Raw genomic sequence first — 21,997 nt, forward strand, 5'->3', positions numbered from 1 at the left:
ATTTATCTCTCCCCGCCCACCGCCCATCATCAACTCCAACAAGAAAAGCGCAGCCCTCGTGCAGCGCTCACCGAAGTACGTCCACGTACTCACATTGCCTTGGAGTTCGTCATGGTTACCGCTGCAACAACCTCCGCCCCGCTCATCGAGAAACACACCATCGGCTACGTGCCGCCCGAAGATCGTCACGGCAAAACCCGTGACCTGTTCACCCTCTGGTTCGGCGGCAACATCGCGCCGCTGCCGATCGTCACCGGCGCCCTCGGCGTGCAAATGTTCCACCTGAACCTGGTGTGGGGCATCGTCGCCATTCTCGTCGGCCACCTGGTCGGCGGCGTGCTGATGGCGCTGCACTCGGCGCAAGGCCCGCAGATGGGCATTCCGCAAATGATCCAGAGCCGCGCCCAGTTCGGCTCCCTCGGCGCCCTGCTGGTGGTGCTGATCGCCGGCGTCATGTACATCGGCTTCTTCGCCTCCAACATCGTCCTCGCCGGCAAGTCCCTGCACGGCGTGGTCGACAGCGTGCCAGTGCCGGTCGGCATCGTCATCGGCGCCCTCGGTTCCGGCATCATCGGCATCATCGGCTACCGATTCATTCATGTGCTCAACCGCATCGGCACCTGGGTGCTCGGCGCCGGCATCGTGCTCGGCTTCGGCTACATCTTCACCCACGTACAAACCGCCGACTTCCTCACTCGTGGCAGCTTCAACCTCTCCGGCTGGCTCGCCACCGTGTCGCTCGCCGCACTCTGGCAAATCGCCTTCGCGCCGTACGTCTCCGACTACTCGCGCTACCTGCCGGCCAACGTACCCGTCGCCGCCACATTCTGGACCACTTACCTCGGTACCGTGCTCGGCTCCAGCCTCTCGTTCATCTTCGGCGCCGTCGCCGTCCTCGCCACGCCGGTCGGCATGGACACCATGGACGCCGTCAAACTCGCCACAGGCTCCATCGGCCCGTTGATGCTCGTGCTGTTCCTGCTCAGCGTCATCAGCCACAACGCCCTCAACCTCTACGGCGCCGTGCTGTCGCTGATCACCCTGATCCAAACCTTCGCCTACCGCTGGATCCCCACCGCCAAAAGCCGCGCCGTCCTCTCGGTCATCGTCCTGGCCGCCTGCTGCTTCGCCGCCGTCGGTGCCTCCGCCAACTTCATCGGCCACTTCGTCGACATGGTGCTGGTGCTGCTCGTGGTGCTGGTGCCATGGACCGCGATCAACCTGATCGACTTCTATGCGATTCACAAAGGTCAGTACGACATCAATTCGATCTTCAAGGTCGATGGCGGGATCTACGGCCGGTACAACCCGCAGGCACTGTTGGCCTACGCGATTGGCATCATCGTGCAGATACCGTTCATGAACACGCCGCTGTATGTCGGGCCGATCTCCGAACACATCAACGGCGCAGACCTGTCCTGGCTAGTCGGCCTGCTCATCACCTCGCCGCTCTACTACTGGCTGGCCAACCGCGACACCGCCTACAAACGCCGCCTCTCCACCGGCAAACTGGCCACCAGTCTCTAACTGAAACCCAATCCCCCTGTGGGAGCGAGCCTGCTCGCGAAGAGGCCCTGACAGTCAACATCAATGCTGACTGTCAGGGCCTCTGCAAGTACTCCCCACAAAACCCAAAATTTAATGAACCCCGCCCACCCCAGCCCACCTAACTGAATGACTATCAGGAGGGTGACCAATGCAAACCGAAACAATCTGGATCGTACTCGTGGCAGTGCTTCTGCTGATCGAACTATGGGCCATCAACCGAGTCCGAAAAGCCCAAGGCAAATCCAGCAACAAACTCTTGTGGATCGTAGTGATCGTCTTCGTGCCGCTGATCGGCGTCGTCGCATGGGCACTGACCGGACCAAAGCACACCGAACACAACCCGCACTCGCCGCAGGCCAGGCAATAACATCAAACGATCAAAGCCCCAATGATTCGGGGCTTTGTCGTTTCTGCCCATCCGAAAATCGTGTAGGAAACCACCCTCCGTGGCGAGGGAGCTTGCTCCCGCTGGGCAGCGAAGCGGCCCCATCCCTCACCACATTTTTAAACACGCTTACATCCTGTAGCAGCTGGCGAAGCCTGCGTCCGGCTGCGCAGCAGCCGTAAATCCAACGAGCAAGGTTCACAGGCACTAAACACGTTTTGATTTACGCCAGTTACCCAGCCTGAAGCACTGCCTCCGACATTAGCCAATAACCCGGCTTTCGGTCCTACACCCCCATTTGCAGGCACGAAAATTACCGCTTAAAGTTCGACCCGTCGCTGACAACCATCAGAGACAGGGTTTCGCAGCCTTAAAAGAAGATCACCAAATAACGTCAGACATGACACGGCCAGTTTCTGTCTGTGAATGGATTTTGACGACTTTGACTCATTTTTTAGGACTAGTAAGCATGTCAACCCAGAACCTGTCTCGCCGCTTCACCCCAATGTCCCAACTCGCCACCGACTACCCCGTCCTGCTCATCGACAGCGACGCCCCAATCCGCGAACTCCACAACTGCGTCAGCGAACGCCTCAGCGCCGTCCTCAAATACCTCAACCTCATGGCCTGCACCAGCCTCCCCGACTACGCCGAAAACGACATCAACACCGTCAGCAACATCGCCCGGATCCTGATCCAGGATGTGAGTGATGTGTTTCGGGTGATTGAGCAGCGGGGGTTTGAGGCTCCCAAGGGATAGTCACCAGCTCTTGAACCGCAGCAACCCTCGTTGTTGCGGTTTTTCACTTCAACATACGTTGTAACGGTCGTTTTCTTTTCAGTGAACGGATTTCAGGAGATCGTTACGTATACCTATCTTGAAGAACGAACCTGCATCTCAAGGTGAGAAAATCTGTCCCTTCACACAGTAGTCAAGGCGCGTACACTACCGAGGAAATTCATATGGACCTGATGACGTTCGAAAGCCCGCCTAATGCAGTACTATCCGGGCTAGAAGCACTAGAGCGCTCGCTCATGCGGAGAATCCCGATGACATCAAAACCCAAAAAGCTTTCGGATAAAGAGATGGATACTCTGGAGCTCCAGATACCCGATCACGCTCAAAGAGCCACCGAGGCTGCTTACGCTCGTGCATTGTTAGTGAGCGATAGCGTACTTTGCGTCGACTCTGGTGATCTGGTGAGGGTCTCACTTGATGGCAGCAAGACCGTTGTAGCCAAGGCCAAGCCGCGCCGCAAAGTCAAAGTAGGTAAGGTGATCACAGTGCGTCGTATCGACGAGAAAACGGCTGGTGATCGTGCCTAGGTTTCGGGTATTTGCGGGGCCGAACGGGTCAGGAAAAAGCACCATTAAGGGAGAAATTGACCCCGCCCTTATCAAAATGTACGTGAATGCTGATGACCTTGAGAAGGAAGCAAAAACTAGCGGATTCATCGACTTGGCTACCTTTGAAGTGACCACTACACTGCCCAAGTTACTCACGTTCCATTCCGAACACTATCTGATAAAGAACAAAGAGCTCAGCGATCAAGCCAAACAAATTGGTTTGCTGGGTACTAAAGTTGATTACAGACATGTCGAGGTCAACTCCTATCTAGCCTCCGTGATATCGGACTTCATTCGCCAGCAGCTGCTTGAGAAAGGTGTGAGTTTTACCTTCGAAACGGTGATGTCACATCGCAGCAAGGTCGACTTCATGAGAGAGGCGCAGGCCCGTGGTTATCGGACATACCTTTACTTCGTTTCGACTGAAAACCCGGCTATCAACATAGACCGCGTAGGAATTAGAGTACGCGAAGGTGGACATCCCGTGGCACCTGAAAAAGTGAGCGAACGGTACCACAAATCTCTGGGCCTTCTGCCCGTCGCCATTGCAGTCAGCAACCGGGCTTATATCTTCGATAACTCTGGCGACAGCGCGGTTCTTCTGGCGGAGATTACAGATGGAATAAGCCTTGAGTTTCGCACCGACGAAGTTCCGGATTGGTTCTTTGAGTCTTATCTCGATAAAGTCGAAGCTACTTAAGAGTTTAGAACAAGCCAGGAAAAGCTTGAAGAAAAAGGAAGATGCAAAGTGCGAGCGGGCGGATGCGGGCTGAGGTCATGAGGTGAAGTCCATTTACTTTGGATAAACGCTGAAACAGCTGCTTCCATTCAGCATGGGTGTCGTCTGCGGACGCAGCCTTCGGCAGTTGCTACAGGATTGCGTCCGTTTTTAGATTAGAAGTTTGCGGGGGTGTTAGCGCTGATGATTTCCGCTTCATCCTGGCCAATGTTGCGAAACTTGTGCGGCAACGTCGTCGGAAAGTAATACCCATCGCCCGCGTTGAGCACGCTGATCTGCCCATCCACGGTCAACTCAACCGTGCCACGCGTGACAAGCCCACACTCCTCGCCTTCCGAATGCACAATCGGCTCTTCCCCCGAACTCGCACCAGGCGCGTACTGCTCGCGCAACAAGCGCATCTGCCGACTCGGCACCGAAGCCCCAATCAGCAATAACCGCAACCCATGACGCCCAAGATCCGGCTGTTCATTGGCGCGGAACACGTACTGATGCTCACGCGGCGGTTGGTCGAAGGTAAAGAAGTCCGCCAACGACATGGGAATGCCTTCGAGCAGTTTTTTCAGGGAGCTGACGGAAGGACTGACGCGATTCTGTTCGATCAGCGAGATGGTGGCATTGGTGACGCCGCTACGCCGGGCCAGCTCGCGCTGGGACAGTTTGTAGCTTTCGCGTACTAATTTGAGTCGTGAGCCCGTGTCCATGACAGCCTTATGCGAAGAATACTTAAGGGTTATGGGGGTGGATGGCGGGCGACTTTTGGCCGCGAGAGTACCGCTTCCCTGTCCCGGAAATTTGAAAGGCGGGTATTAAATCACGTTTGGGGGTGTTGCTCAGCAGGTTCGATAACTGGTTAGTGAAAAAGGACCGAAGCCCGCGATTCCCGTAAGTTCGGCGATGCGGGCTGTGGGAGCGAGCCTGCTCGCGAAGGCGGTGTGTCAGCTACATCTTTTGTGGCTGATATGACCTCTTCGCGAGCAGGCTCGCTCCCACAGGTTTTGCAGCGGGCTTAGATCCCGAAACGGTCGCGCAGCGAGTAGTACACGGCGCCGAGGGCGGTCAGCGGTGCCGAGAAGGTGCGGCCGCCGATCATTGGCATGTGTGGCAGGGAGGCGAACGCGTCGAAGCGTTCGGCGTCGCCGCGGATCATTTCCGAGATCAGTTTGCCGGCCAGGTGCGAGCAGGTGACGCCGTGGCCGCTGTAGCCTTGCATGTAGTAGGCGTTTTTCTCGATGCGGCCGAATTGCGGCATGCGCGACATGGTCAGCAGGAAGTTGCCGGTCCAGCGGTAGTCGATCTTCACGTCCTTCAATTGTGGGAAGGTCTTGAGGATTTTCGGCTTGATCAGCTGTTCGATGTCATCCGGTTCGCGCGCGCCGTAGACCACGCCGCCGCCGTACAGCAAACGGTTGTCGGCGGTGAGGCGGTAGTAGTCGAGCAGGTAGTTGCAGTCTTCGACGCAGTAGTTGTTTTTGATCAGGCTGCGCGCAACCTTTTCCGACAACGGTTCGGTGACGACGATTTGCGAGCCGCACGGCATGCTTTTGCTGGTCACGCGGTTGTCGAGGCCTTGCGGCAGGTAGGCGTTACCGGCGATCAGCAGGTACCTGGCCTTCACCACGCCTTTAGCGGTGCGCACGGTGATTGGTTCGCCGTAGGTGATTTCCACTGCGGCCGATTGTTCGTAGATTTTGCCGCCCAGGCCGATGATGGCCGAGGCTTCACCGAGGGCCAGGTTCAGCGGATGAATGTGGCCGCCCTGCATGTCCAGCAGGCCGCCGACGTAGGCGTCGGAACCGACTTCGCGCTTGATGTCGGCCTTGTCGAGCATTTTCAGGTTCTTGTTGCCGTAGCGCTCCCAGCTCTTCTTCTGCTCGGCCAGGCCATTGAGTTGCTTCTTGTTCATCGCGGCAAAGATGCCGCCCGGGCGGTAATCGCACTGGATGTCATAGTGTTGTATGCGCTGACGAATGATGTCGGCGCCTTCAAAAATCATGCTGCCGAGGATTTCTGCAGTCTTGTCGCCGTAGCGTTCTTCGATGACATCGACGTCGCGGCTGTAGGAATTGACCAGTTGGCCGCCGTTGCGACCACTCGCGCCGAAACCGACTTTGGCGGCTTCGAGGACGGTCACGCTGTAGCCCGCTTCCGCGAGGAACAGGGCCGAGGACAAACCGGTGTAGCCGGCGCCGATGATGCAGACGTCGCAGTCCACCGCCCCTTCCAACACAGGGAAGTCGCCGGTGAAGTTGCGAGTGGCGGCGTAGTAGCTGTTTACGTGGGTTTGTTTCACAGATTCTTGTTTCATAGCTTTCTCCGATGGCCACCGGCAGCGTGCCGGCGACCGTCGCTTTTTTTATAGGTATTAGAGCTTGATCCAGGTCGCTTTGAGTTCGGTGTATTTGTCGAACGCGTGCAGCGATTTGTCCCGACCGTTACCCGACTGCTTGTACCCGCCGAACGGCGCGGTCATGTCGCCGCCGTCGTACTGGTTGACCCACACGCTACCGGCACGCAGGCCGCGAGCGAAGGTGTGGGCCTTGCTCAGGTTGCTGGTCCAGACGCCGGCGGCCAGGCCGAAGATGCTGTCGTTGGCGATCGCCAAAGCCTCTTCAGCGCTGTCGAAAGTGATCAGCGACAGCACCGGGCCGAAGATTTCTTCGCGGGCGATGGTCATGGCGTTGGTCACGCCGTCGAAAATCGCCGGTTCCACGTACAGGCCGCCGGTGCTTTCGAGGGTGCGGCTGCCGCCCGCAATCAGTTGCGCGCCCTGGTCTTTGCCGACCTGGATGTAGCGCAGCACGTTGTCCAATTGGCGTTGATCGACGACCGCGCCGACGGTGGTTTCCGGGTCCAATGCATGTCCCGGTTTCCAGGCTTGCAGCGCTTCCACCAACAGCGGAATGAACTGCTCACGAATCGAACGTTCCACCAGCAAACGCGAGCCTGCGGTGCAGACTTCGCCCTGGTTGAAGGCAATCGCACCGGCCGCCGCTTGTGCGGCGGCGCGCAGATCCGGCGCGTCGGCGAACACCACGTTCGGGCTCTTGCCGCCGGCTTCGAGCCAGACGCGTTTCATGTTGCTTTGCCCGGCGTAGATCATCAGTTGCTTGGCAATCGCGGTGGAGCCAGTGAAGGCCAGCACGTCGACGTCCATGTGCAACGCCAGCGCCTTGCCGACGGTGTGGCCGTAGCCCGGCAGGACGTTGAACACGCCTTTCGGGATGCCGGCGTCCAGCGCCAATTGCGCAATGCGAATGGCGGTGAGCGGCGACTTTTCCGAAGGCTTGAGGATGAACGAGTTACCGGCAGCCAGTGCCGGGGCAAACTTCCAGCTGGCCATGATCAACGGGAAGTTCCACGGCACGATGGCCGCGACCACGCCCGCAGGTTCGCGGGTGATGAGGCCGAGTTGGTCGTGCGGGGTGGCGGCGACTTCGTCGTAGATCTTGTCGATGGCTTCGGCGCTCCAGCGGATCGCGTTGGCGGTCGCTGGAATGTCGATGTTCATCGAGTCGTTGATCGGTTTGCCCATGTCGAGGGTTTCGAGCAGGGCGAGTTCTTCCTGGTTGGCCAGGATCAGGTCGGCGAAGCGGATCAGGATGCGCTTGCGCTCGGCCGGGGCGAGGTTGGCCCAGATGCCGGATTCAAACGTGCGGCGCGCGACGGCGACGGCCGCATTGGCGTCGGCTTCGTCGGTGCTGGCGACGTTGGCCAGGAAACGGCCGTCGACAGGGCTCATGCATTCAAAGGTGTCGCCGCTGAGTGCCGGGCAGTATTGGCCGTCGATGAATGCACGGGCTTCGATAGAGAGGGACTGGAAGCGTTGTTCCCAGTCGCTGCGAGTGTTTGTCATGGTTGTGACTCGACGCAGAGGAATAGTTGATCGTGTTAACCGATGGCATGAACGATGAGTAACCTGTGGCGAGGGAGCTTGCTCCCGCTGGGGCGCGAAGCGGCCCCAAAAAGGCAGTCCTTCGGCCTCCAGCGGGAGCAAGCTCCCTCGCCACAGGTTTAGCGTCAGCCCCGTTAAACGGTGTGCAGATACCAGTTGTACTCAAGGTCGGAGATGGAGTTCTCGAACTCGGCCAGCTCGCTTTCCTTGCACGCCACGAACACGTCGATGTACAGCGGGTCGATGTACTTGGCCATGACTTCGCTGTCGTCCAGCTCGCGCAGTGCGTCGCGCAGGTTGTTCGGTAGGCTCTGCTCGTTTTGCTCGTAGCTGTTGCCTTCCACCGGGGCGCCCGGTTCGATCTGGTTGGTCAGGCCGTGGTGAATACCGGCCAGTACCGAAGCCATCAACAGGTACGGGTTGGCGTCGGCACCCGCAACGCGGTGTTCGATGCGCACCGAGTCCGGCGAACCGGTTGGTACACGCACCGCCACGGTACGGTTGTCGATACCCCAGCTCGGCGAGTTCGGCACGTAGAACTGCGCGCCGAAGCGACGGTACGAGTTGACGTTCGGGCACAGGAACGCCATCTGCGCCGGCAGGGTCTCGAGCACACCGCCGATCGCGTGTCGCAGCGCGGCGTTCTGCTCGGGATCCTCGCTGGCAAAGATGTTGTTGCCTTCTTTGTCGAGAATCGAAATGTGTACGTGCAAACCGTTACCCGCCTGACCCGGATACGGCTTGGCCATAAACGTGGTGTCCATCTCGTGGTCATAGGCGATGTTCTTCACCAGACGCTTGAGCAACACCGCGTAGTCGCAGGCCTTGATCGGGTCGTTGACGTGATGCAGGTTGACTTCGAACTGCGCCGGGGCGCTTTCCTTGACGATGGCGTCGGCAGGAATGCCCTGCTCTTTCGCGCCTTCGAGGATGTCTTGCAGGCAGTCGACGTATTCGTCGAGGTCGTCGATCAGGTAGACCTGGGTCGACACCGGACGCTTGCCCGATACCGGCGAACGTGGCGATTGCGGACGACCGTTCACGTTGTCCTGGTCGATCAAATAGAACTCGAGTTCGAAGGCTGCGCAGATGGTCAGGCCCAGGTCATCGAACTTGCGCACGATATTGGCCAACACTTCTCGCGGGTCGGCAAAGAACGGCTGGCCTTCGAGTTCGTGCATGGTCATCAGCAACTGAGCGGTTGGGCGCTTCTGCCACGGCTCGATGCTGAGGGTGCCGGGAATGGGGAAACAGATTCGGTCAGAGTCGCCGATGTCCAGACCCAGGCCGGTGCTTTCCACCGTAGAACCATTGATGTCCAGAGCAAACAGGGACGCCGGCAGGTTAATGCCTTTTTCGTAGACCTTATGAAGACTGGTGCGCTCGATGCGCTTGCCGCGCACCACACCGTTCATATCCGCAATCAGAAGGTCGACGTACAAAACCTCAGGATATTTCTTAAGGAATGCGTTTGCTTCGTTGAGTTGAACGGCACGCAGAGGGACCGACATGATGCACCTATTTTTTAGCTGTTAATTATTATGTTCACTACCCTTTCACGAGCCCAGTCAACCCGAACGGCAAAGTGAAGTCAATAGCGAACACTTGCCCCTTCAACCTTTATTTTCTGGCCTTTTATGGGCACGAGAGTGCCAGATCAGTCGTGCGCACCGTGTAAATGCTGAAGATCGGACGTGCGGCGTTTAGAATTTTTTACATGAGAGTTGTTAATTAAAATCAACAAGGCTAAGCTCCGGAAAAGCTCGTTCAAGTGTGAAACTTCGAGGTGATAAAAATGGCATTCAAGCCATTGATCGGCGTTACTGCATGCGTCAAACAGATTGGCCTGCACCCCTACCACATCAGCGGCGACAAGTATTTGCGTGCTGTCAGCGTCGCGGCTTTGGGGCTGCCTGTGGTCATACCCTCCTTAGGCGAATTGACTGAAATCGAGGATGTGCTTGCGCATCTCGACGGTCTGCTGCTGACCGGCTCCCCTTCGAATGTGGAACCTTTCCACTATCAAGGCCCGGCCAGTGCTCCCGGCACGGATCACGATCCGGCGCGGGATGCCACGACCCTTCCTTTATTACGTGCGGCGATTGCGGCCGGCGTGCCGGTGCTCGGCATCTGCCGAGGCTTCCAGGAAATGAACGTGGCGTTTGGTGGCAGCCTGCACCAGAAGGTCCACGAACTGCCGGGCATGCTCGACCACCGCGAGGCGGACAGTCCTGAGCTGGCGGTGCAATACGCACCGGCGCATGCGGTGACTGTGCAGCCGGGCGGCGTGTTCGAAGCGCTGGAGTTGCCAGTCGAGTTCATGGTCAATTCGATTCACAGCCAGGGCATCGACAGACTCGCCTCCGGCCTGCGTGCCGAAGCGATCGCGCCGGACGGTTTGATCGAGGCGATCTCGGTGGAGCACAGCCCGACGTTTGCTGTCGGCGTGCAATGGCACCCGGAATGGCAGGTGCTCACCAATCCTCCTTACTTGAGTATTTTCCAGGCGTTCGGCGATGCGTGCCGGCGACGGGCCGCGCTGCGTAAAAGCCGCTGACTTAAGACACAAACAACCGATTACTGCCCCCGCGAGTCAGACGGGCGTGCCTTTGCGCGCCCGCCCCTCGCGACAGCAACACTGCGATAACAACAAGTACTACCAGGCAGCCAGGACGGCGGCGCCGAATAAGCCCGGTTAGGGTGAGACCAGTGAAGCCAGCGAAATACCCTTGTGGGAGCGAGCCTGCTCGCGAATGCAATGTGTCATGCAACATCAATGTTGACTGATCTACCGCTTTCGCGAGCAGGCTCGCTCCCACAGGGGACCAGCGCTGAACCTTCTGGGATCACTCCACAGGGCTTGCAATCAACTATTAAGTCAGGCCGCGTTGGCCCGACGACTGAAACCTGTTGGGAGTTTCACATGGCAAACGCCTCCAGCACTTACAGGAAGGCTCTTGAAGGTCACCAGACATCGAAAAAGGTGTTGTTGAAGGTCGACCGCGTCACCAAGAAGTTCGACGAAACCTGCGCAGTAGACGATGTCTCGCTCGAGATTCATCAAGGCGAGATCTTCGCCCTGCTCGGCGGTTCCGGTTCTGGCAAATCGACCCTGCTGCGCATGCTCGCAGGCTTCGAGCGCCCGACCGATGGCCGAATTTTCCTCGACGGCGTGGACATCACCGACATGCCGCCGTACGAGCGGCCGATCAACATGATGTTCCAGTCGTATGCTTTGTTCCCCCACATGACCGTGGCGCAGAACATTGCCTTCGGCCTCAAGCAGGACCGTTTGCCCACCAGCGAAATCGACGCCCGCGTTGAAGAAATGCTGCGCCTGGTGCACATGACCCAATACGCCAAGCGCAAGCCGCATCAACTGTCCGGTGGTCAGCGTCAGCGTGTGGCCCTCGCCCGCTCGTTGGCCAAGCGTCCGAAGCTGTTGCTGCTCGACGAACCGATGGGCGCACTGGATAAAAAGCTGCGTTCGCAGATGCAACTGGAGCTGGTGGAAATCATCGAGCGCGTCGGCGTGACGTGCGTGATGGTGACCCACGACCAGGAAGAGGCCATGACCATGGCCCAGCGCATCGCAATCATGCACTTGGGCTGGATTGCGCAAATCGGCAGCCCGGTCGACATCTATGAAGCACCGGTCAGCCGCATGGTCTGCGAGTTCATCGGCAACGTGAACGCCTTCGACGGCACCGTAGTGGAAGACCTTGAAGGTCACGCAATCATCCACAGCCCGGACCTCGAGCAGAAGATTTATGTCGGTCACGGCGTCAGCACTTCGGTGCAAGACAAGTCGATCACCTACGCGATCCGCCCGGAAAAAATGCTGGTCAGCACGGTCAAGCCCGAGAACCGCTACAACTGGTCCAAAGGCAAAGTGCATGACATCGCCTACCTCGGCGGTCACTCGGTGTTTTACGTCGAATTGCCAAGCGGCAAAGTCGTGCAGTCGTTCATGGCCAACGCCGAACGCCGTGGCGCGCGTCCGACCTGGGACGACACCGTCTACGTGTGGTGGGAAGACGACAGCGGCGTGGTACTGCGCTCATGAAAACACTCAATCAGCAGTTCATGCGGCTGATGCCGAGTGGTCGAAAGCTCGTCATCGGGGTTCCTTTCCTGTGGCTGTGCCTGTTTTTCCTGTTGCCGTTCTTCCTGGTGATGAAGATCAGCTTCTCGGAAGCGGCGCTGGCCATTCCTCCTTATTCGGAGATCTACACTTACGCCGAACAGAAGTTTCAGCTGTTCCTCAACGTCGGCAACTACCTGTTGCTGACCGACGATGAGCTGTACCTCTCGGCCTACCTCGGCTCGTTGAAGGTCGCGTTTTTCAGCACGCTGATGTGCCTGGTGATCGGTTTCCCGATGGCCTACGCCATTACCAAGGCCAACAAGGAAACACAAAACGTCCTGATGCTGTTGATCATGATGCCGACCTGGACCGCGATCCTGATCCGCGTTTACGCGTGGATGGGCATCCTCAGCAACAACGGTCTGCTCAATGCGTTTTTGATGTGGACCGGGCTGACCGATCACCCGATCGAGATCCTCAACACCAACACCGCTGTGTACATCGGTGTGGTTTACGCCTACCTGCCGTTCATGGTGTTGCCGCTGTACGCCAACCTGGTCAAGCACGATCAAAGCCTGCTGGAAGCGGGTTCAGACCTGGGCTCGAGCAACTTCAACAACTTCTGGAAAATCACCGTGCCGCTGGCCAAGAACGGCATCATCGCCGGCTGCATGCTGGTGTTCATTCCAGTGGTCGGTGAGTTCGTGATTCCGGAACTGCTGGGCGGCCCCGAGACCCTGATGATTGGTCGCGTGCTGTGGCAAGAGTTCTTCAACAACCGCGACTGGCCGGTGGCGTCTGCCCTGGCGGTGGTGATGCTGTTGATCCTGATTGTGCCGATTCTGCTGTTCAACCGCAGCCAGGCCAAAGAGATGGAGGCACGGGGATGAAACGTTTCGGTTTTTCAAAAATGATGCTGGTGTTCGGCCTGTCGTTTATCTACTTGCCGATGCTGATCCTGGTGATTTACTCGTTCAACGCCTCGAAGCTGGTAACGGTGTGGGGCGGCTGGTCGTTCAAGTGGTACGCCGGCCTGCTCGACAACACGCAACTAATGGGCTCTGTGGTGCGCTCGCTGGAAATCGCCTGCTACACGGCGATTGCAGCAGTGGCGCTGGGGACGTTGGCGGCGTTTGTACTGACTCGCGTTACGCGTTTCAAGGGTCGCACGCTGTTTGGCGGCCTGGTGACGGCGCCGCTGGTGATGCCAGAAGTGATCACCGGTCTGTCGCTGTTGCTGCTGTTCGTGGCGATGGCGCAGTTGATCGGCTGGCCGCAGGAGCGTGGCATCATCACGATCTGGATCGCCCACACCACGTTCTGTGCGGCGTATGTGGCGGTGGTGGTGTCGGCGCGCTTGCGTGAGCTGGACCTGTCCATCGAAGAAGCGGCCATGGACCTCGGGGCCAAGCCATTCAAGGTGTTTTTCCTGATCACCATTCCGATGATCGCGCCCTCGCTGGCGGCCGGCGGCATGATGTCGTTTGCCCTGTCGCTGGATGACCTGGTATTGGCAAGCTTCGTGTCCGGACCGGGCTCGACGACCTTGCCGATGGAAGTGTTCTCGGCTGTGCGCCTGGGCGTGAAGCCTGAGATCAACGCCGTGGCCAGCCTGATTCTGTTGGCCGTCTCGATCGTGACCTTCATGGTCTGGTACTTCAGCCGCCGCGCTGAAGCCACTCGTAAACGCGCGATCCAGGAAGCGATGGACCAGACCGCCAGTGAATCGTGGCAGCAACCGAACAAGCAAATGGCTGGAGCAACGGCTTAGTTTTACAGCTGTAGTGAACACAAAACTGTGGCGAGCGAGCTTGCTCGCCACAGGTTCTGTGTTAACTGCCACAGGTATTTGTTCACTGAATTTTGTTTTGCGTATTTGAATAAAAAAGAATGGAGTTGTACCGATGAAAATGTTTGGCAGGACTCTGCTGACACTGTCCTTATTGGGCGCGATGGTTACCGGCGCCCAGGCCAATGACAAGGTTCTGCGCGTCTACAACTGGTCGGATTACATCGCCCCGGACACGGTCAAGAAGTTCGAAGACGAGACCGGTATCCGCGTGACCTACGATGTGTTCGACAGCAATGAAACCCTTGAGGCACGCCTGCTCGCAGGTAAATCCGGCTACGACATCGTCGTGCCGTCCAACAGTTTCCTGGCCAAGCAGATCAAGGCTGGCGTCTATCAGACGCTGGACAAATCGAAGCTGCCGAACTGGAAAAACCTCAACCCGGTCCTGCTGAAAAACGCATCCGCCAGCGACCCGGATAACGCTCACGCCTTCCCATACATGTGGGGCTCGATCGGCATCGGTTTCAACCCGGCCAAGGTCAAGGAAGTGCTTGGCGCCCATGCACCGACCAACTCCTGGGACTTGCTGTTCAAACCGGCAAACGCCGAAAAGCTGAAAGCCTGCGGTATCAGCTTCCTCGATTCGCCAACGGAAATGCTCCCGGCCGCCCTGCACTACCTGGGCTACCCGGTGAACTCGCAGGACAAGGGCCAGATCGCCGAAGCTGAAGCGCTGTTCATGAAGATCCGCCCTTCGGTGGCGTACTTCCATTCGTCGAAATACATCTCCGACCTGGCCAACGGCAACATCTGTGTGGCCGTCGGTTACTCCGGCGACGTCTTGCAAGCCAAGGCCCGCGCGCAGGAATCGGGCAACGCGGTGAAGATCGACTACAGCATCCCGAAAGAAGGCGCCGGCAGTTTCTATGACATGGTCGCCATTCCTCGCGACGCGGCGAACGTCGAGAACGCCTACCTGTTCATGAACTTCCTGATGCGCCCGGACATCATTGCCGAGATCACCAACAACATCGGCTACAGCAACGCCAACGCGGCGGCGACGCCGTTGGTGGACGAAGCGATTCGCGATGATCCGGGGTCGTATCCGCCGCAGGACGTGATGGCGACGTTGTATGCGATTCCGGATATGCCGATCGGGATTCAGCGGGTGATGACCCGGGGTTGGACGCGGGTCAAGCTCGGGAAATAATCGCTGAATGTGAAATCGCTTTCGCGAGCAGGCTCGCTCCCACAGTGGTTTGTGGTGAGACACAGATTTGTGCACGACGCCAATCCCTGTGGGAGCGAGCCTGCTCGCGAAGAGGCCAGCACTGGCAACACAAGACTCAACCGTTTTCCGTTCCCGCAGCGCCTTACCACCGCTGCACGCTCCCTGCAGCAGAACGGCCTCACCTGGCTTCCTCGGTTAAGGTGAATTTGGGCGCCCTCCTCGGGCGCCTTTTTTTAGACTGGCACCAGCGGCCATTCGGCCAACGCCCGATACCGCCCCTTATGCGATTCAAACAACACAAAACGATCCGCCCGCAGAAAAAACTCCGGCGGCGTCGCGGACTCAGGCACCGGCACCTGATAGTCCCGCATCAAGGTCAAATGCGGCCGAAACTCCTTCGCCGTTTCCTCCAGCCCAAACGGCAACATCGCCTGTTCCAACGCATACACCAGCCGCAACAACTCCGGCGGCGCCTGCTCCGGCGCGAGCACCAACACCCCGGCCCTGCGCCACACATCCAGTCGATCAAGCGCCACCCTCAACGCCACACCCGGCACGCGGACCTTGGCGGCGGCCGTGCAGATCTCGCCGATCTGCGCCACGCCGACCGCCCCCAGAAACAACAACGTCAGGTGAAAGTTATCCGCCGGCACCGGCCGCCCGCTGCGCAGTTCAAGCGCGCTGCGCCACTGGGCAATCGCCTTGCGCTGCTCGGGCGGACAGTTCAACGCAAAGAACAGCCGTTTGAGCGGTTCATGGGATTCGTCGCTCATGCCTGGCACCTCCTGACATGCACGTTATAGTTGAACCAACCGAAACAACGGGAGGGGGCCATGCGGCAGATCATCAGCAAAGAGCCATGGTGGGCGATGCCACCGCAACCGGGGCAGGATGAGTCCGAGCTGGAATGGGGCTGGCTGGTTCACTATAGCGAAGGTGAGCCACGTTTCGAGTTCGTCAGGGAGCGGCCGACAGATAACGAGATCCGTAATCGCAAGAGTTGCCGGATCACCCCGAGCGCGGAGTGATCCGGGAGTTTGTGTCAGGACTGGTAGATGATGTTGAAGCCGCCGAAGATCATGCGCTGACCATCGAACGGCATTGAATTGACGTCCGGTTGCATGCGCGGGTCGGCCATCATTTTCTGCATGCCGGCATTGCGGGTCGCCTTGTCTGGCCAGATGATCCAGGAAAACACTACGGTTTCGTCTTCCTTGAGTTTCACCGCCATCGGAAACGAAGTCACTTTGCCGTCCGGCACATCGTCGCCCCAGCATTCAACAATACTCAAGGCGCCGTTCTCCTTGAAAATCGCGCTGGTGATTTCGGCGTGCTGCTTGAATTGCTCGCGCTTGGCGGTCGGTACGGCAATCACACAGCCATCGACATAAGACATGATCATTCTCCTGCGGGGGGTTGAGGGTCGATCTGCTGGTTAGTCGATTGCGTCGGGCTCCAATCGACTTCACCGCTTGGCGAACCGACCGACGGTGGTGCGGCACTCGCCGCCAGATTGCCCTCGATCTGACCCGCCATGTACAACGTCCCCGCCATCACGCCGGTCGTCGGATTCTGCACCAGCTTCAGCCACGCCTTGTCAAACGTGTTACCCAGGCTGCTGCGAATCAACGCCTCGCTGTCAGGCCGGTCGGCGGCTTGGATCAATGCGCGAATCCCGGCCACACCGACGGTGATCAAGCCCCCAGCCAATTTCCCAGCCGCTGCAGCGACGGCACTGGCGGCCCCGCGCGGGGCCATTTCGGCTTCCATGCGCTGACTGGCGCGTTTGGCCACAGGCGCCATGGCGGTGTCGGTCGAGCCGACGCCTTTGTCACCGCCGGCCTTGTGGATCTTGTCGATCAACGCCGCGTACGCGGGCAGCGAGTTCAACGGGTCCGTGTGGACGATCTGATACAGCGAGGCATTGCGTGCAGGCGGCGGCCCGAGGGCGATGGCGGGAATCTTCTGGATGCGCCCGTTGAGCTGGGCCATCGGTATGCCGTGACGTTTGGAAATCTTCTGCAGCTCTTCCTGAAGAATGTCGACGTAGAACGCCATGGCCTGGCTGAGAATCGCATCGGGATCAATCTCGACCGCGACCGGCGCCAGCACCCGTTGCTGGTATTGCTCGAGCAAATACTCCGCCAGGCGCTTGGCCGAGGCATCCTGCTCGCCCTTGGCGCTGATGGTGTACCAGCTGACCTTCATCGACAGCCATTCCTGGGTCCAATAGCTGCTGAACCAGGGGATGAAGTTTTCTTCGGTCAGTTGGTAGACCCGTGTCCGCCAGTAATCCATGGCGCCACGGGAATAGATTCGGGTCTGTTCGGTGGCTGATTGCGAGGCTTCGACGATTTCGCGATCAACCTGGTGCCACGTGCTGTCGGACACCACCACGACCGCCTCCACCACCGGCGCGCGCACAGGCGTGGCGCAACCCGCCAATACCACCAACACGGCGACGATCAGCGAACGCAGGTTCAAGATCGCGGTTTCCTACAGTCGCCCTTGGGCAGAATGCCCGGAACTCACAGGCCTATTGGTTTGAGTATAGGAGTTGGGGTTTGTTCGCTGGGGTGGGTGGCGGGTTTGAGGGCCTCTTCGCGAGCAGGCTCGCTCCCACAGGGGATTGGCGCCGTCCACAAATCTGCGTTCCACCACGGACCATTGTGGGAGCGAGCCTGCTCGCGAAGAGGCCCTGAAGAACACCATCATTAATGTTGATATTCACCATCGCGACGAATGCCTTCCGCAATAAAACCGCCTGGAGCACCATCATCCCATCACAACGCAACGACCCTATCGGAGGGCCACATCATGTTGATCCATCTCCTGACCTGCCTGGCCCTGACGGCCGTTTCGCTGACCCTGTTTTCACGTTTCTTCCTGGACATCGGTCAGACCGAGGAGCAACCATCATGATCCACTCCGTCAGCCTTTCCGTGAGCTTCCCGGTGTTTGGCACCAACTACTACGCGCAGGAATTCGTGTCGCGCAAAGAGTTGTCGCTGGTGTTCGACGAAAACTTTGAAGCGTTGCTGATGCCGGCAGCTGCCAACCACTTCAACAACGAAGTGGTCGGCCTCAATGATCAGTTCCGCTTTCTCAATGACGTGTTGGTTGAGCACTTGCTGGAGATCGAACTGGCCCAAAGTGCGCCCCGCTCGTCGCGTCAGTTTACGTTCTAGGAAGCCACGGGCCGGCGCACGGCCCTGACTTTGCCGCTGTTGCCGCCGCCACAGAAAAACCGCTCGCCACCATCCGACTCAAGCCCTGACACTCCCACCCCTGGCGGCATTTCGACAGCCTCCAGGACCTTGCCGGTGGTCGGGTCAATCCGCCGCAACTCACTCTGATCTTCTTCCCACGTGCCGTGCCATAAATCGCCGTCTACCCAAGTCACACCGGTGACAAAACGGTTGGACTCGATGGTGCGCAGAATGGCCCCGGTGTCGGGATTGATCTGGTGGATCTTGCGCGCCCGATATTGACCCACCCACAGCGTGCCTTCCGCCCACGTCAGCCCCGAATCGGTGCCACCGCCGGGCGCCGGAATCGTGGCGAGCACGCGGCCGCTTTGGGGGTCGATCTTGTTGATGTGTTCCCCGGCAATCTGAAACAAATGCTCGCCGTCAAAGGCAGTTCCTGCGTCTGCGGTTATATCGAGCGAACGCAGCGGCTTGCCACTGTCCGGGTCAAGGGCGTTGAGCTTTTCTCCTGAAGCGAACCAGACGTGCTGGCCGTCAAACGAGACGCCGTGCACGCTGTCGACGCCAGGAAACGGGCCGTATTCACGGATGATTTCAGCGGTTGAACGTTTCATCGTTGAATCCTCTTCACTGGGTGTGTGGAGTGGAGCCTAATCACCCGGTAACAAAGCCGTGAGTAACAAAGTCGTCGCGAATCCCGGCATCGGTGGCGTCATCCAGCGACGCGCGCGGCCACGGCCAAACGCCTGCACTTTGCCGGCGACCGCCAGCGAATCAAGCGCTCGTTGCACGCTGCGCTGACCGGTACCCAGCGCCATCGCCAGCGCCGAACTCGACCACGACTCGCCGTCCGCCAGAAACGCCAACAGCGCCGCGTGCTGTTCTTCGACCGGCCGCGCCAGTACCACGACGTCCGGCGACAGCAGTGCAAAGCCGCGTTTCGTCGCGGTGATTCCGGCCAGCGGTCGAAGCGCCGCACGCAGCCGTCCGACTTCGACGCGCAACCGCGCACGGTGGGATTCGTCACTGAGTTTCAAGCGAAAAGCACAGGCGATGAGTGTTTCGCGGGGGACATCGGCCGGCCAGGCTTCGGCCAATGCCCGCGCGAGGGAAAACAACACCGGGCGCCTGGCCAGCGACACCGACATGCCGGCGCCGCGCACCGTGTATCGACACGCGTCGACCACCAGCGATGTTGAGGTCAGCAGCGTTTCAACCTCATCCAGCAGCAACGGTCGCACCTCGCCGCGGCTGATTAGCCGGGCGGCGGGGACGTTGAGGACGTGAGCGACGTTCTCGACTTCCGCGCTCAGCGCCGGGATCCCCGCCTCGCCGGCGAAGCGTTCGGCCCTTTGCAGTGCAGACCGCGCCTTTCTGATCTCCAGCCGTCGCATGGCGATGCCGGCCACCACCAATTCATGGGCGGCGCGCAAGGCCGGCGGCAAGGGCGCAGGGTCCAGTTGGGCGAGCCGTTCCTCGACCTGTTCGAGATGACCGATCAGCAATAAACGCCGGATTTCCAGATAGCGCGCATGAGCCGCGTTCACCCAATCGCCATGGGCCTCCAGCGTTACCCGCGCGGCGTCGAGGGCTTTTTCCGGCCAGCTCAAATCGCGAGAAGCCAGGGCAATTTCGGCCTCGGCCACCACACATCGGGCTCGGGCCATCGGTTCTTTTGGACCAAATGCACGGGCGGCCCGTTTGACCAATGCCTTGGCGCGCTCCAGGTCGCCGAGCTGCGCCATGGCGATACCGCGCAATGCCAGCGCCGGCGCATCTTCGCGCAGGGCCACCCGGTTCAACGCCCCGAGGGGGTCACCCGCCGCCAGTGCACGGGCGGCGGCGGTGATCAGCGAGTCCATGTGAATCGCGCCACGGTGGTCACTCCCTTCGTTGGATGTCCGCTGGTTAGTCTATCTCACGATGCTGAAACCCTGTGGTAAGCGGGCGCTTGCCGGCCTGCGTCCATTCTCGCGGGCTGACTCCGGTTTTTCGGCGAAAGGCACGGGCCAGCGCCGAGGGGCTTTCGTAGCCAACTTCATCGGCGATCAGCGCAATCGACTTGCCTTCGCGCAGCCGTTTCTGCGCCAGGCTGATGCGCCAGCTCACCAGATAGTCGACCGGCGTCTGCCCCACCACTTGGCGAAAATGCTCGGCAAAACTGGCGCGGGACATGTTCGCCGCCGCCGACAGCTCGGCCACGGTCCAGGATTTTTCAGGTGCGTCGTGCATCAGGCTCATGGCCCGCGCCAGACGCAAATCGGCGAGGCCGGCCATCATGCCCGGAGCCTGATCGCGATCGGTGATGATGTGCCGCAGCAACTGGATCACCAGCAATTCGAACAGTCGATCCATCATCGCTTCACGGCCACAGATGCCGCCGAAGGCTTCGCTGAACAGCCAGTCCAGGGTGCCGGCCATCGTCGGAATGCTGTCGAGCTTGAGCAGCAGGACATCCGGCAGCGCGGCGGCCAGGGCGTTGCCGGCACCGCCGTCGAAATCCAGTGTTGCGCACACCAGTTGCGCGCTCGAGGCTTCACTGGCGAACAAACGGTGACGGTAAGGTCGCGGGAAAAAAATCAGCGTCGGCTCGCTGAGCACCTGGTCGGGTTCATCGGCCAGTTTCAGCGTCACTTCGCCCGCCTGCAGCAGGTGCAAGTGGCCGGTTGACTGCTCGCCATCAAACACCACCGAGCCGCAAAAATGCCCGCTGTAGAAGCTCCCGGCACTGACACCGAAGTGGGTGAGTAAAGTGGACAAGCGATCCATGGCACGGCTCCCGGGCAAATATCTGGACGATCTGTCGCATATCCTCGACGATTTGCACCCTAAAGGCCAGCGTCGCCCCATAGCATAGACCCCGTACCCAGCGCACACCGCGCTTGAATCTACGGAGCTATACCCATGAGCCGCATTACCGCCCTGAGCCTCGAACACGCCACTGACACCACCCGCCCGCTGCTGGAAGGCGTGCAGAAAAAAATCGGCTTTTTGCCGAATGTCTTCAAAACCCTGGCGCATGCCCCTGTGGTTCTCGCGGCCTACCTGCAACAAAGCGCGACGCTGGGCAAAACGTCCCTGAGCGCGACGGAAAAAGAAGTGGTCTTCCTGGCCACCTCGCAAGTCAACGGCTGCGATTACTGCCTGGCCGCGCACACGCTGTTTGCCGGTAAAGCCGGGCTGTCCGCGCAAGACATCCTCAGCGCCCGACACGGCGAACTGAATGCCTATGCCACCCTCGCCCAACAAATCACCGAAAGCCGTGGCCATCTCAGCCTCGAACAACTCGACGCTGCGCGTGCGGCCGGTATCACCGACGCCAAGATCATTGAAGTGGTGGGCCACATCGCGGCACAAACCCTGACCAACTACCTCAACAACCTCGCCCTCACCGAGATCGACTTCCCCGCCATCGATGCGTAAGCGCGGACACTAAATTCAGGAGTATCGACAATGAACAGCGTGACGATCTACACCACCGACACCTGCCCCTATTGCCGCAACGCCAAGGCGCTGTTGGCCAGTAAAGGCATCGCGGCCGAGGAAATAAACGTCCAGTCCAGCCCCGGCAAGTTCAAGGAAATGCTCAGCCGCAGCGGTCGACGCAGCGTGCCGCAGATTTTCATCGGCGACACCCATGTCGGTGGCTTCGATGACCTGGCCAAGCTGGACCGTCAGGGTGGTTTGTTGTCGATGCTGGCCTGAAACCGCTGCCCGTGCACGACCTTGAAGACGGGGCGTGCCGGGTATTCTCTAAATTCTTT

At 59.3% G+C, this 21,997-nt stretch carries 24 protein-coding genes; 14 read left to right on the forward strand and 10 right to left on the reverse strand.

Annotated elements, in window-relative coordinates:
• Nucleotides 1–111: 111 nt before the first annotated feature.
• The 5 genes from ACWKV5_RS01385 to ACWKV5_RS01405 all read left to right on the forward strand — a co-directional run bounded on the left by ACWKV5_RS01385 (nt 112) and on the right by ACWKV5_RS01405 (nt 3,980).
• On the forward strand, nt 112–1,527 hold the full coding sequence (locus ACWKV5_RS01385) for a purine-cytosine permease family protein (RefSeq protein ID WP_483839831.1): 1,416 nt from the start codon (nt 112–114) through the stop codon (nt 1,525–1,527).
• A 169-nt stretch (nt 1,528–1,696) separates the two neighbouring features.
• Nucleotides 1,697–1,915 carry a PLD nuclease N-terminal domain-containing protein gene (locus tag ACWKV5_RS01390; protein WP_027925286.1) on the forward strand — a complete coding sequence of 73 codons (219 nt, stop codon included), beginning with the start codon at nt 1,697–1,699 and terminating at the stop codon, nt 1,913–1,915.
• Nucleotides 1,916–2,402: 487 nt separating this feature from the next.
• Entirely contained in the window at nt 2,403–2,693 is a 291-nt protein-coding gene (locus ACWKV5_RS01395) for a fructose-bisphosphate aldolase (protein WP_483839832.1), read from the forward strand.
• A 203-nt stretch (nt 2,694–2,896) separates the two neighbouring features.
• Complete coding sequence (locus ACWKV5_RS01400) at nt 2,897–3,259, forward strand: hypothetical protein (RefSeq protein WP_483839833.1); 363 nt, start codon at nt 2,897–2,899, stop codon at nt 3,257–3,259.
• On the forward strand, nt 3,246–3,980 hold the full coding sequence (locus ACWKV5_RS01405) for an ATPase (protein WP_483839834.1): 735 nt from the start codon (nt 3,246–3,248) through the stop codon (nt 3,978–3,980). Before ACWKV5_RS01400 ends, ACWKV5_RS01405 begins: the two co-directional genes overlap by 14 nt.
• 194 nt (nt 3,981–4,174) lie before the next feature.
• On the opposite strand, the gene ACWKV5_RS01410 is transcribed toward ACWKV5_RS01405, so the two are convergent.
• The 4 genes from ACWKV5_RS01410 to ACWKV5_RS01425 all read right to left on the reverse strand — a co-directional run bounded on the left by ACWKV5_RS01410 (nt 4,175) and on the right by ACWKV5_RS01425 (nt 9,425).
• The gene (locus ACWKV5_RS01410) at nt 4,175–4,723 is read right to left on the reverse strand and encodes a cupin domain-containing protein (RefSeq protein WP_007946335.1); all 549 of its coding nucleotides are present in this window, start codon (nt 4,721–4,723) and stop codon (nt 4,175–4,177) included.
• A 305-nt stretch (nt 4,724–5,028) separates the two neighbouring features.
• Nucleotides 5,029–6,312: an NAD(P)/FAD-dependent oxidoreductase gene (locus ACWKV5_RS01415; RefSeq protein WP_483840308.1), complete on the reverse strand. Its 1,284-nt coding sequence runs from the start codon at nt 6,310–6,312 to the stop codon at nt 5,029–5,031.
• Nucleotides 6,313–6,384: 72 nt separating this feature from the next.
• Nucleotides 6,385–7,875: an aldehyde dehydrogenase gene (locus tag ACWKV5_RS01420; protein WP_483839835.1), complete on the reverse strand. Its 1,491-nt coding sequence runs from the start codon at nt 7,873–7,875 to the stop codon at nt 6,385–6,387.
• Between the two features lie 173 nt (nt 7,876–8,048).
• Nucleotides 8,049–9,425: a glutamine synthetase family protein gene (locus ACWKV5_RS01425; protein WP_483839836.1), complete on the reverse strand. Its 1,377-nt coding sequence runs from the start codon at nt 9,423–9,425 to the stop codon at nt 8,049–8,051.
• A gap of 284 nt (nt 9,426–9,709) precedes the next feature.
• Here ACWKV5_RS01425 and ACWKV5_RS01430 point away from each other — a divergent pair, with 284 nt between their 5' ends.
• The 5 genes from ACWKV5_RS01430 (at nt 9,710) to ACWKV5_RS01450 (ending at nt 15,003) form a co-directional block, all read left to right on the forward strand.
• Nucleotides 9,710–10,471 carry a gamma-glutamyl-gamma-aminobutyrate hydrolase family protein gene (locus ACWKV5_RS01430; RefSeq protein WP_483839837.1) on the forward strand — a complete coding sequence of 254 codons (762 nt, stop codon included), beginning with the start codon at nt 9,710–9,712 and terminating at the stop codon, nt 10,469–10,471.
• Nucleotides 10,472–10,837: 366 nt separating this feature from the next.
• Nucleotides 10,838–11,980, forward strand: coding sequence for a polyamine ABC transporter ATP-binding protein (gene potA, locus ACWKV5_RS01435; RefSeq protein ID WP_483839838.1), 1,143 nt, complete (start codon nt 10,838–10,840; stop codon nt 11,978–11,980).
• 29 nt (nt 11,981–12,009) lie between these two features.
• Nucleotides 12,010–12,891 (forward strand): ABC transporter permease subunit, encoded by an 882-nt coding sequence (locus tag ACWKV5_RS01440; RefSeq protein ID WP_170219144.1) that lies wholly within the window; start codon nt 12,010–12,012, stop codon nt 12,889–12,891.
• On the forward strand, nt 12,888–13,772 hold the full coding sequence (locus ACWKV5_RS01445; RefSeq protein WP_483839839.1) for an ABC transporter permease subunit: 885 nt from the start codon (nt 12,888–12,890) through the stop codon (nt 13,770–13,772). Before ACWKV5_RS01440 ends, ACWKV5_RS01445 begins: the two co-directional genes overlap by 4 nt.
• A gap of 133 nt (nt 13,773–13,905) precedes the next feature.
• Nucleotides 13,906–15,003: a polyamine ABC transporter substrate-binding protein gene (locus ACWKV5_RS01450; RefSeq protein WP_483839840.1), complete on the forward strand. Its 1,098-nt coding sequence runs from the start codon at nt 13,906–13,908 to the stop codon at nt 15,001–15,003.
• Between the two features lie 254 nt (nt 15,004–15,257).
• Here the strand turns inward: ACWKV5_RS01450 and thpR are convergent, their stop codons facing one another.
• Nucleotides 15,258–15,797 (reverse strand): RNA 2',3'-cyclic phosphodiesterase, encoded by a 540-nt coding sequence (thpR, locus tag ACWKV5_RS01455; RefSeq protein WP_483839841.1) that lies wholly within the window; start codon nt 15,795–15,797, stop codon nt 15,258–15,260.
• 60 nt (nt 15,798–15,857) lie between these two features.
• Between thpR and ACWKV5_RS01460 the strand changes: the two genes are divergently transcribed.
• Nucleotides 15,858–16,052, forward strand: coding sequence for a hypothetical protein (locus ACWKV5_RS01460; RefSeq protein WP_007946346.1), 195 nt, complete (start codon nt 15,858–15,860; stop codon nt 16,050–16,052).
• A gap of 14 nt (nt 16,053–16,066) precedes the next feature.
• On the opposite strand, the gene ACWKV5_RS01465 is transcribed toward ACWKV5_RS01460, so the two are convergent.
• Both ACWKV5_RS01465 and ACWKV5_RS01470 read right to left on the reverse strand, forming a co-directional pair.
• Nucleotides 16,067–16,420 carry a DUF1428 domain-containing protein gene (locus tag ACWKV5_RS01465; protein WP_483839842.1) on the reverse strand — a complete coding sequence of 118 codons (354 nt, stop codon included), beginning with the start codon at nt 16,418–16,420 and terminating at the stop codon, nt 16,067–16,069.
• A gap of 2 nt (nt 16,421–16,422) precedes the next feature.
• Nucleotides 16,423–17,508: a hypothetical protein gene (locus ACWKV5_RS01470; protein WP_483839843.1), complete on the reverse strand. Its 1,086-nt coding sequence runs from the start codon at nt 17,506–17,508 to the stop codon at nt 16,423–16,425.
• A gap of 434 nt (nt 17,509–17,942) precedes the next feature.
• Here ACWKV5_RS01470 and ACWKV5_RS01475 point away from each other — a divergent pair, with 434 nt between their 5' ends.
• Complete coding sequence (locus ACWKV5_RS01475; protein WP_140668964.1) at nt 17,943–18,212, forward strand: hypothetical protein; 270 nt, start codon at nt 17,943–17,945, stop codon at nt 18,210–18,212.
• Here the strand turns inward: ACWKV5_RS01475 and ACWKV5_RS01480 are convergent.
• Genes ACWKV5_RS01480 through ACWKV5_RS01490 form a run of 3 tightly spaced genes read right to left on the reverse strand, consistent with a single transcriptional unit; the run spans nt 18,209 to nt 21,002 of the window.
• Nucleotides 18,209–18,847, reverse strand: coding sequence for a Vgb family protein (locus ACWKV5_RS01480; protein WP_483839844.1), 639 nt, complete (start codon nt 18,845–18,847; stop codon nt 18,209–18,211). The two genes, ACWKV5_RS01475 and ACWKV5_RS01480, sit on opposite strands and share 4 nt — an antisense overlap.
• A gap of 36 nt (nt 18,848–18,883) precedes the next feature.
• Entirely contained in the window at nt 18,884–20,095 is a 1,212-nt protein-coding gene (locus ACWKV5_RS01485) for a helix-turn-helix domain-containing protein (protein WP_483839845.1), read from the reverse strand.
• A 46-nt stretch (nt 20,096–20,141) separates the two neighbouring features.
• The gene (locus tag ACWKV5_RS01490) at nt 20,142–21,002 is read right to left on the reverse strand and encodes a helix-turn-helix domain-containing protein (protein ID WP_483839846.1); all 861 of its coding nucleotides are present in this window, start codon (nt 21,000–21,002) and stop codon (nt 20,142–20,144) included.
• A 135-nt stretch (nt 21,003–21,137) separates the two neighbouring features.
• Here ACWKV5_RS01490 and ACWKV5_RS01495 point away from each other — a divergent pair, with 135 nt between their 5' ends.
• Complete coding sequence (locus ACWKV5_RS01495) at nt 21,138–21,656, forward strand: carboxymuconolactone decarboxylase family protein (protein ID WP_483839847.1); 519 nt, start codon at nt 21,138–21,140, stop codon at nt 21,654–21,656.
• Between the two features lie 30 nt (nt 21,657–21,686).
• Complete coding sequence (grxC, locus tag ACWKV5_RS01500) at nt 21,687–21,938, forward strand: glutaredoxin 3 (protein ID WP_483839848.1); 252 nt, start codon at nt 21,687–21,689, stop codon at nt 21,936–21,938.
• Nucleotides 21,939–21,997: the final 59 nt, after the last annotated feature.

The sequence above is a fragment of the Pseudomonas oplopanacis genome, from assembly GCF_057128725.1.

What these genes read in the sequence shown, in the direction of transcription:
- ACWKV5_RS01425 (WP_483839836.1), bottom strand. Translation starts at nt 9,425, where the DNA reads ATGTCGGTCCCTCTGCGTGCCGTTCAACTCAACGAAGCAAACGCATTC.
- ACWKV5_RS01445 (WP_483839839.1), top strand. Translation starts at nt 12,888, where the DNA reads ATGAAACGTTTCGGTTTTTCAAAAATGATGCTGGTGTTCGGCCTGTCG.
- ACWKV5_RS01440 (WP_170219144.1), top strand. Translation starts at nt 12,010, where the DNA reads ATGCCGAGTGGTCGAAAGCTCGTCATCGGGGTTCCTTTCCTGTGGCTG.
- ACWKV5_RS01465 (WP_483839842.1), bottom strand. Translation starts at nt 16,420, where the DNA reads ATGTCTTATGTCGATGGCTGTGTGATTGCCGTACCGACCGCCAAGCGC.
- ACWKV5_RS01385 (WP_483839831.1), top strand. Translation starts at nt 112, where the DNA reads ATGGTTACCGCTGCAACAACCTCCGCCCCGCTCATCGAGAAACACACC.
- ACWKV5_RS01395 (WP_483839832.1), top strand. Translation starts at nt 2,403, where the DNA reads ATGTCAACCCAGAACCTGTCTCGCCGCTTCACCCCAATGTCCCAACTC.
- ACWKV5_RS01390 (WP_027925286.1), top strand. Translation starts at nt 1,697, where the DNA reads ATGCAAACCGAAACAATCTGGATCGTACTCGTGGCAGTGCTTCTGCTG.
- ACWKV5_RS01490 (WP_483839846.1), bottom strand. Translation starts at nt 21,002, where the DNA reads ATGGATCGCTTGTCCACTTTACTCACCCACTTCGGTGTCAGTGCCGGG.
- ACWKV5_RS01485 (WP_483839845.1), bottom strand. Translation starts at nt 20,095, where the DNA reads ATGGACTCGCTGATCACCGCCGCCGCCCGTGCACTGGCGGCGGGTGAC.
- ACWKV5_RS01420 (WP_483839835.1), bottom strand. Translation starts at nt 7,875, where the DNA reads ATGACAAACACTCGCAGCGACTGGGAACAACGCTTCCAGTCCCTCTCT.
- ACWKV5_RS01460 (WP_007946346.1), top strand. Translation starts at nt 15,858, where the DNA reads ATGCGGCAGATCATCAGCAAAGAGCCATGGTGGGCGATGCCACCGCAA.
- ACWKV5_RS01400 (WP_483839833.1), top strand. Translation starts at nt 2,897, where the DNA reads ATGGACCTGATGACGTTCGAAAGCCCGCCTAATGCAGTACTATCCGGG.
- ACWKV5_RS01410 (WP_007946335.1), bottom strand. Translation starts at nt 4,723, where the DNA reads ATGGACACGGGCTCACGACTCAAATTAGTACGCGAAAGCTACAAACTG.
- ACWKV5_RS01450 (WP_483839840.1), top strand. Translation starts at nt 13,906, where the DNA reads ATGAAAATGTTTGGCAGGACTCTGCTGACACTGTCCTTATTGGGCGCG.
- grxC (WP_483839848.1), top strand. Translation starts at nt 21,687, where the DNA reads ATGAACAGCGTGACGATCTACACCACCGACACCTGCCCCTATTGCCGC.
- ACWKV5_RS01495 (WP_483839847.1), top strand. Translation starts at nt 21,138, where the DNA reads ATGAGCCGCATTACCGCCCTGAGCCTCGAACACGCCACTGACACCACC.
- ACWKV5_RS01480 (WP_483839844.1), bottom strand. Translation starts at nt 18,847, where the DNA reads ATGAAACGTTCAACCGCTGAAATCATCCGTGAATACGGCCCGTTTCCT.
- ACWKV5_RS01430 (WP_483839837.1), top strand. Translation starts at nt 9,710, where the DNA reads ATGGCATTCAAGCCATTGATCGGCGTTACTGCATGCGTCAAACAGATT.
- thpR (WP_483839841.1), bottom strand. Translation starts at nt 15,797, where the DNA reads ATGAGCGACGAATCCCATGAACCGCTCAAACGGCTGTTCTTTGCGTTG.
- ACWKV5_RS01475 (WP_140668964.1), top strand. Translation starts at nt 17,943, where the DNA reads ATGATCCACTCCGTCAGCCTTTCCGTGAGCTTCCCGGTGTTTGGCACC.
- potA (WP_483839838.1), top strand. Translation starts at nt 10,838, where the DNA reads ATGGCAAACGCCTCCAGCACTTACAGGAAGGCTCTTGAAGGTCACCAG.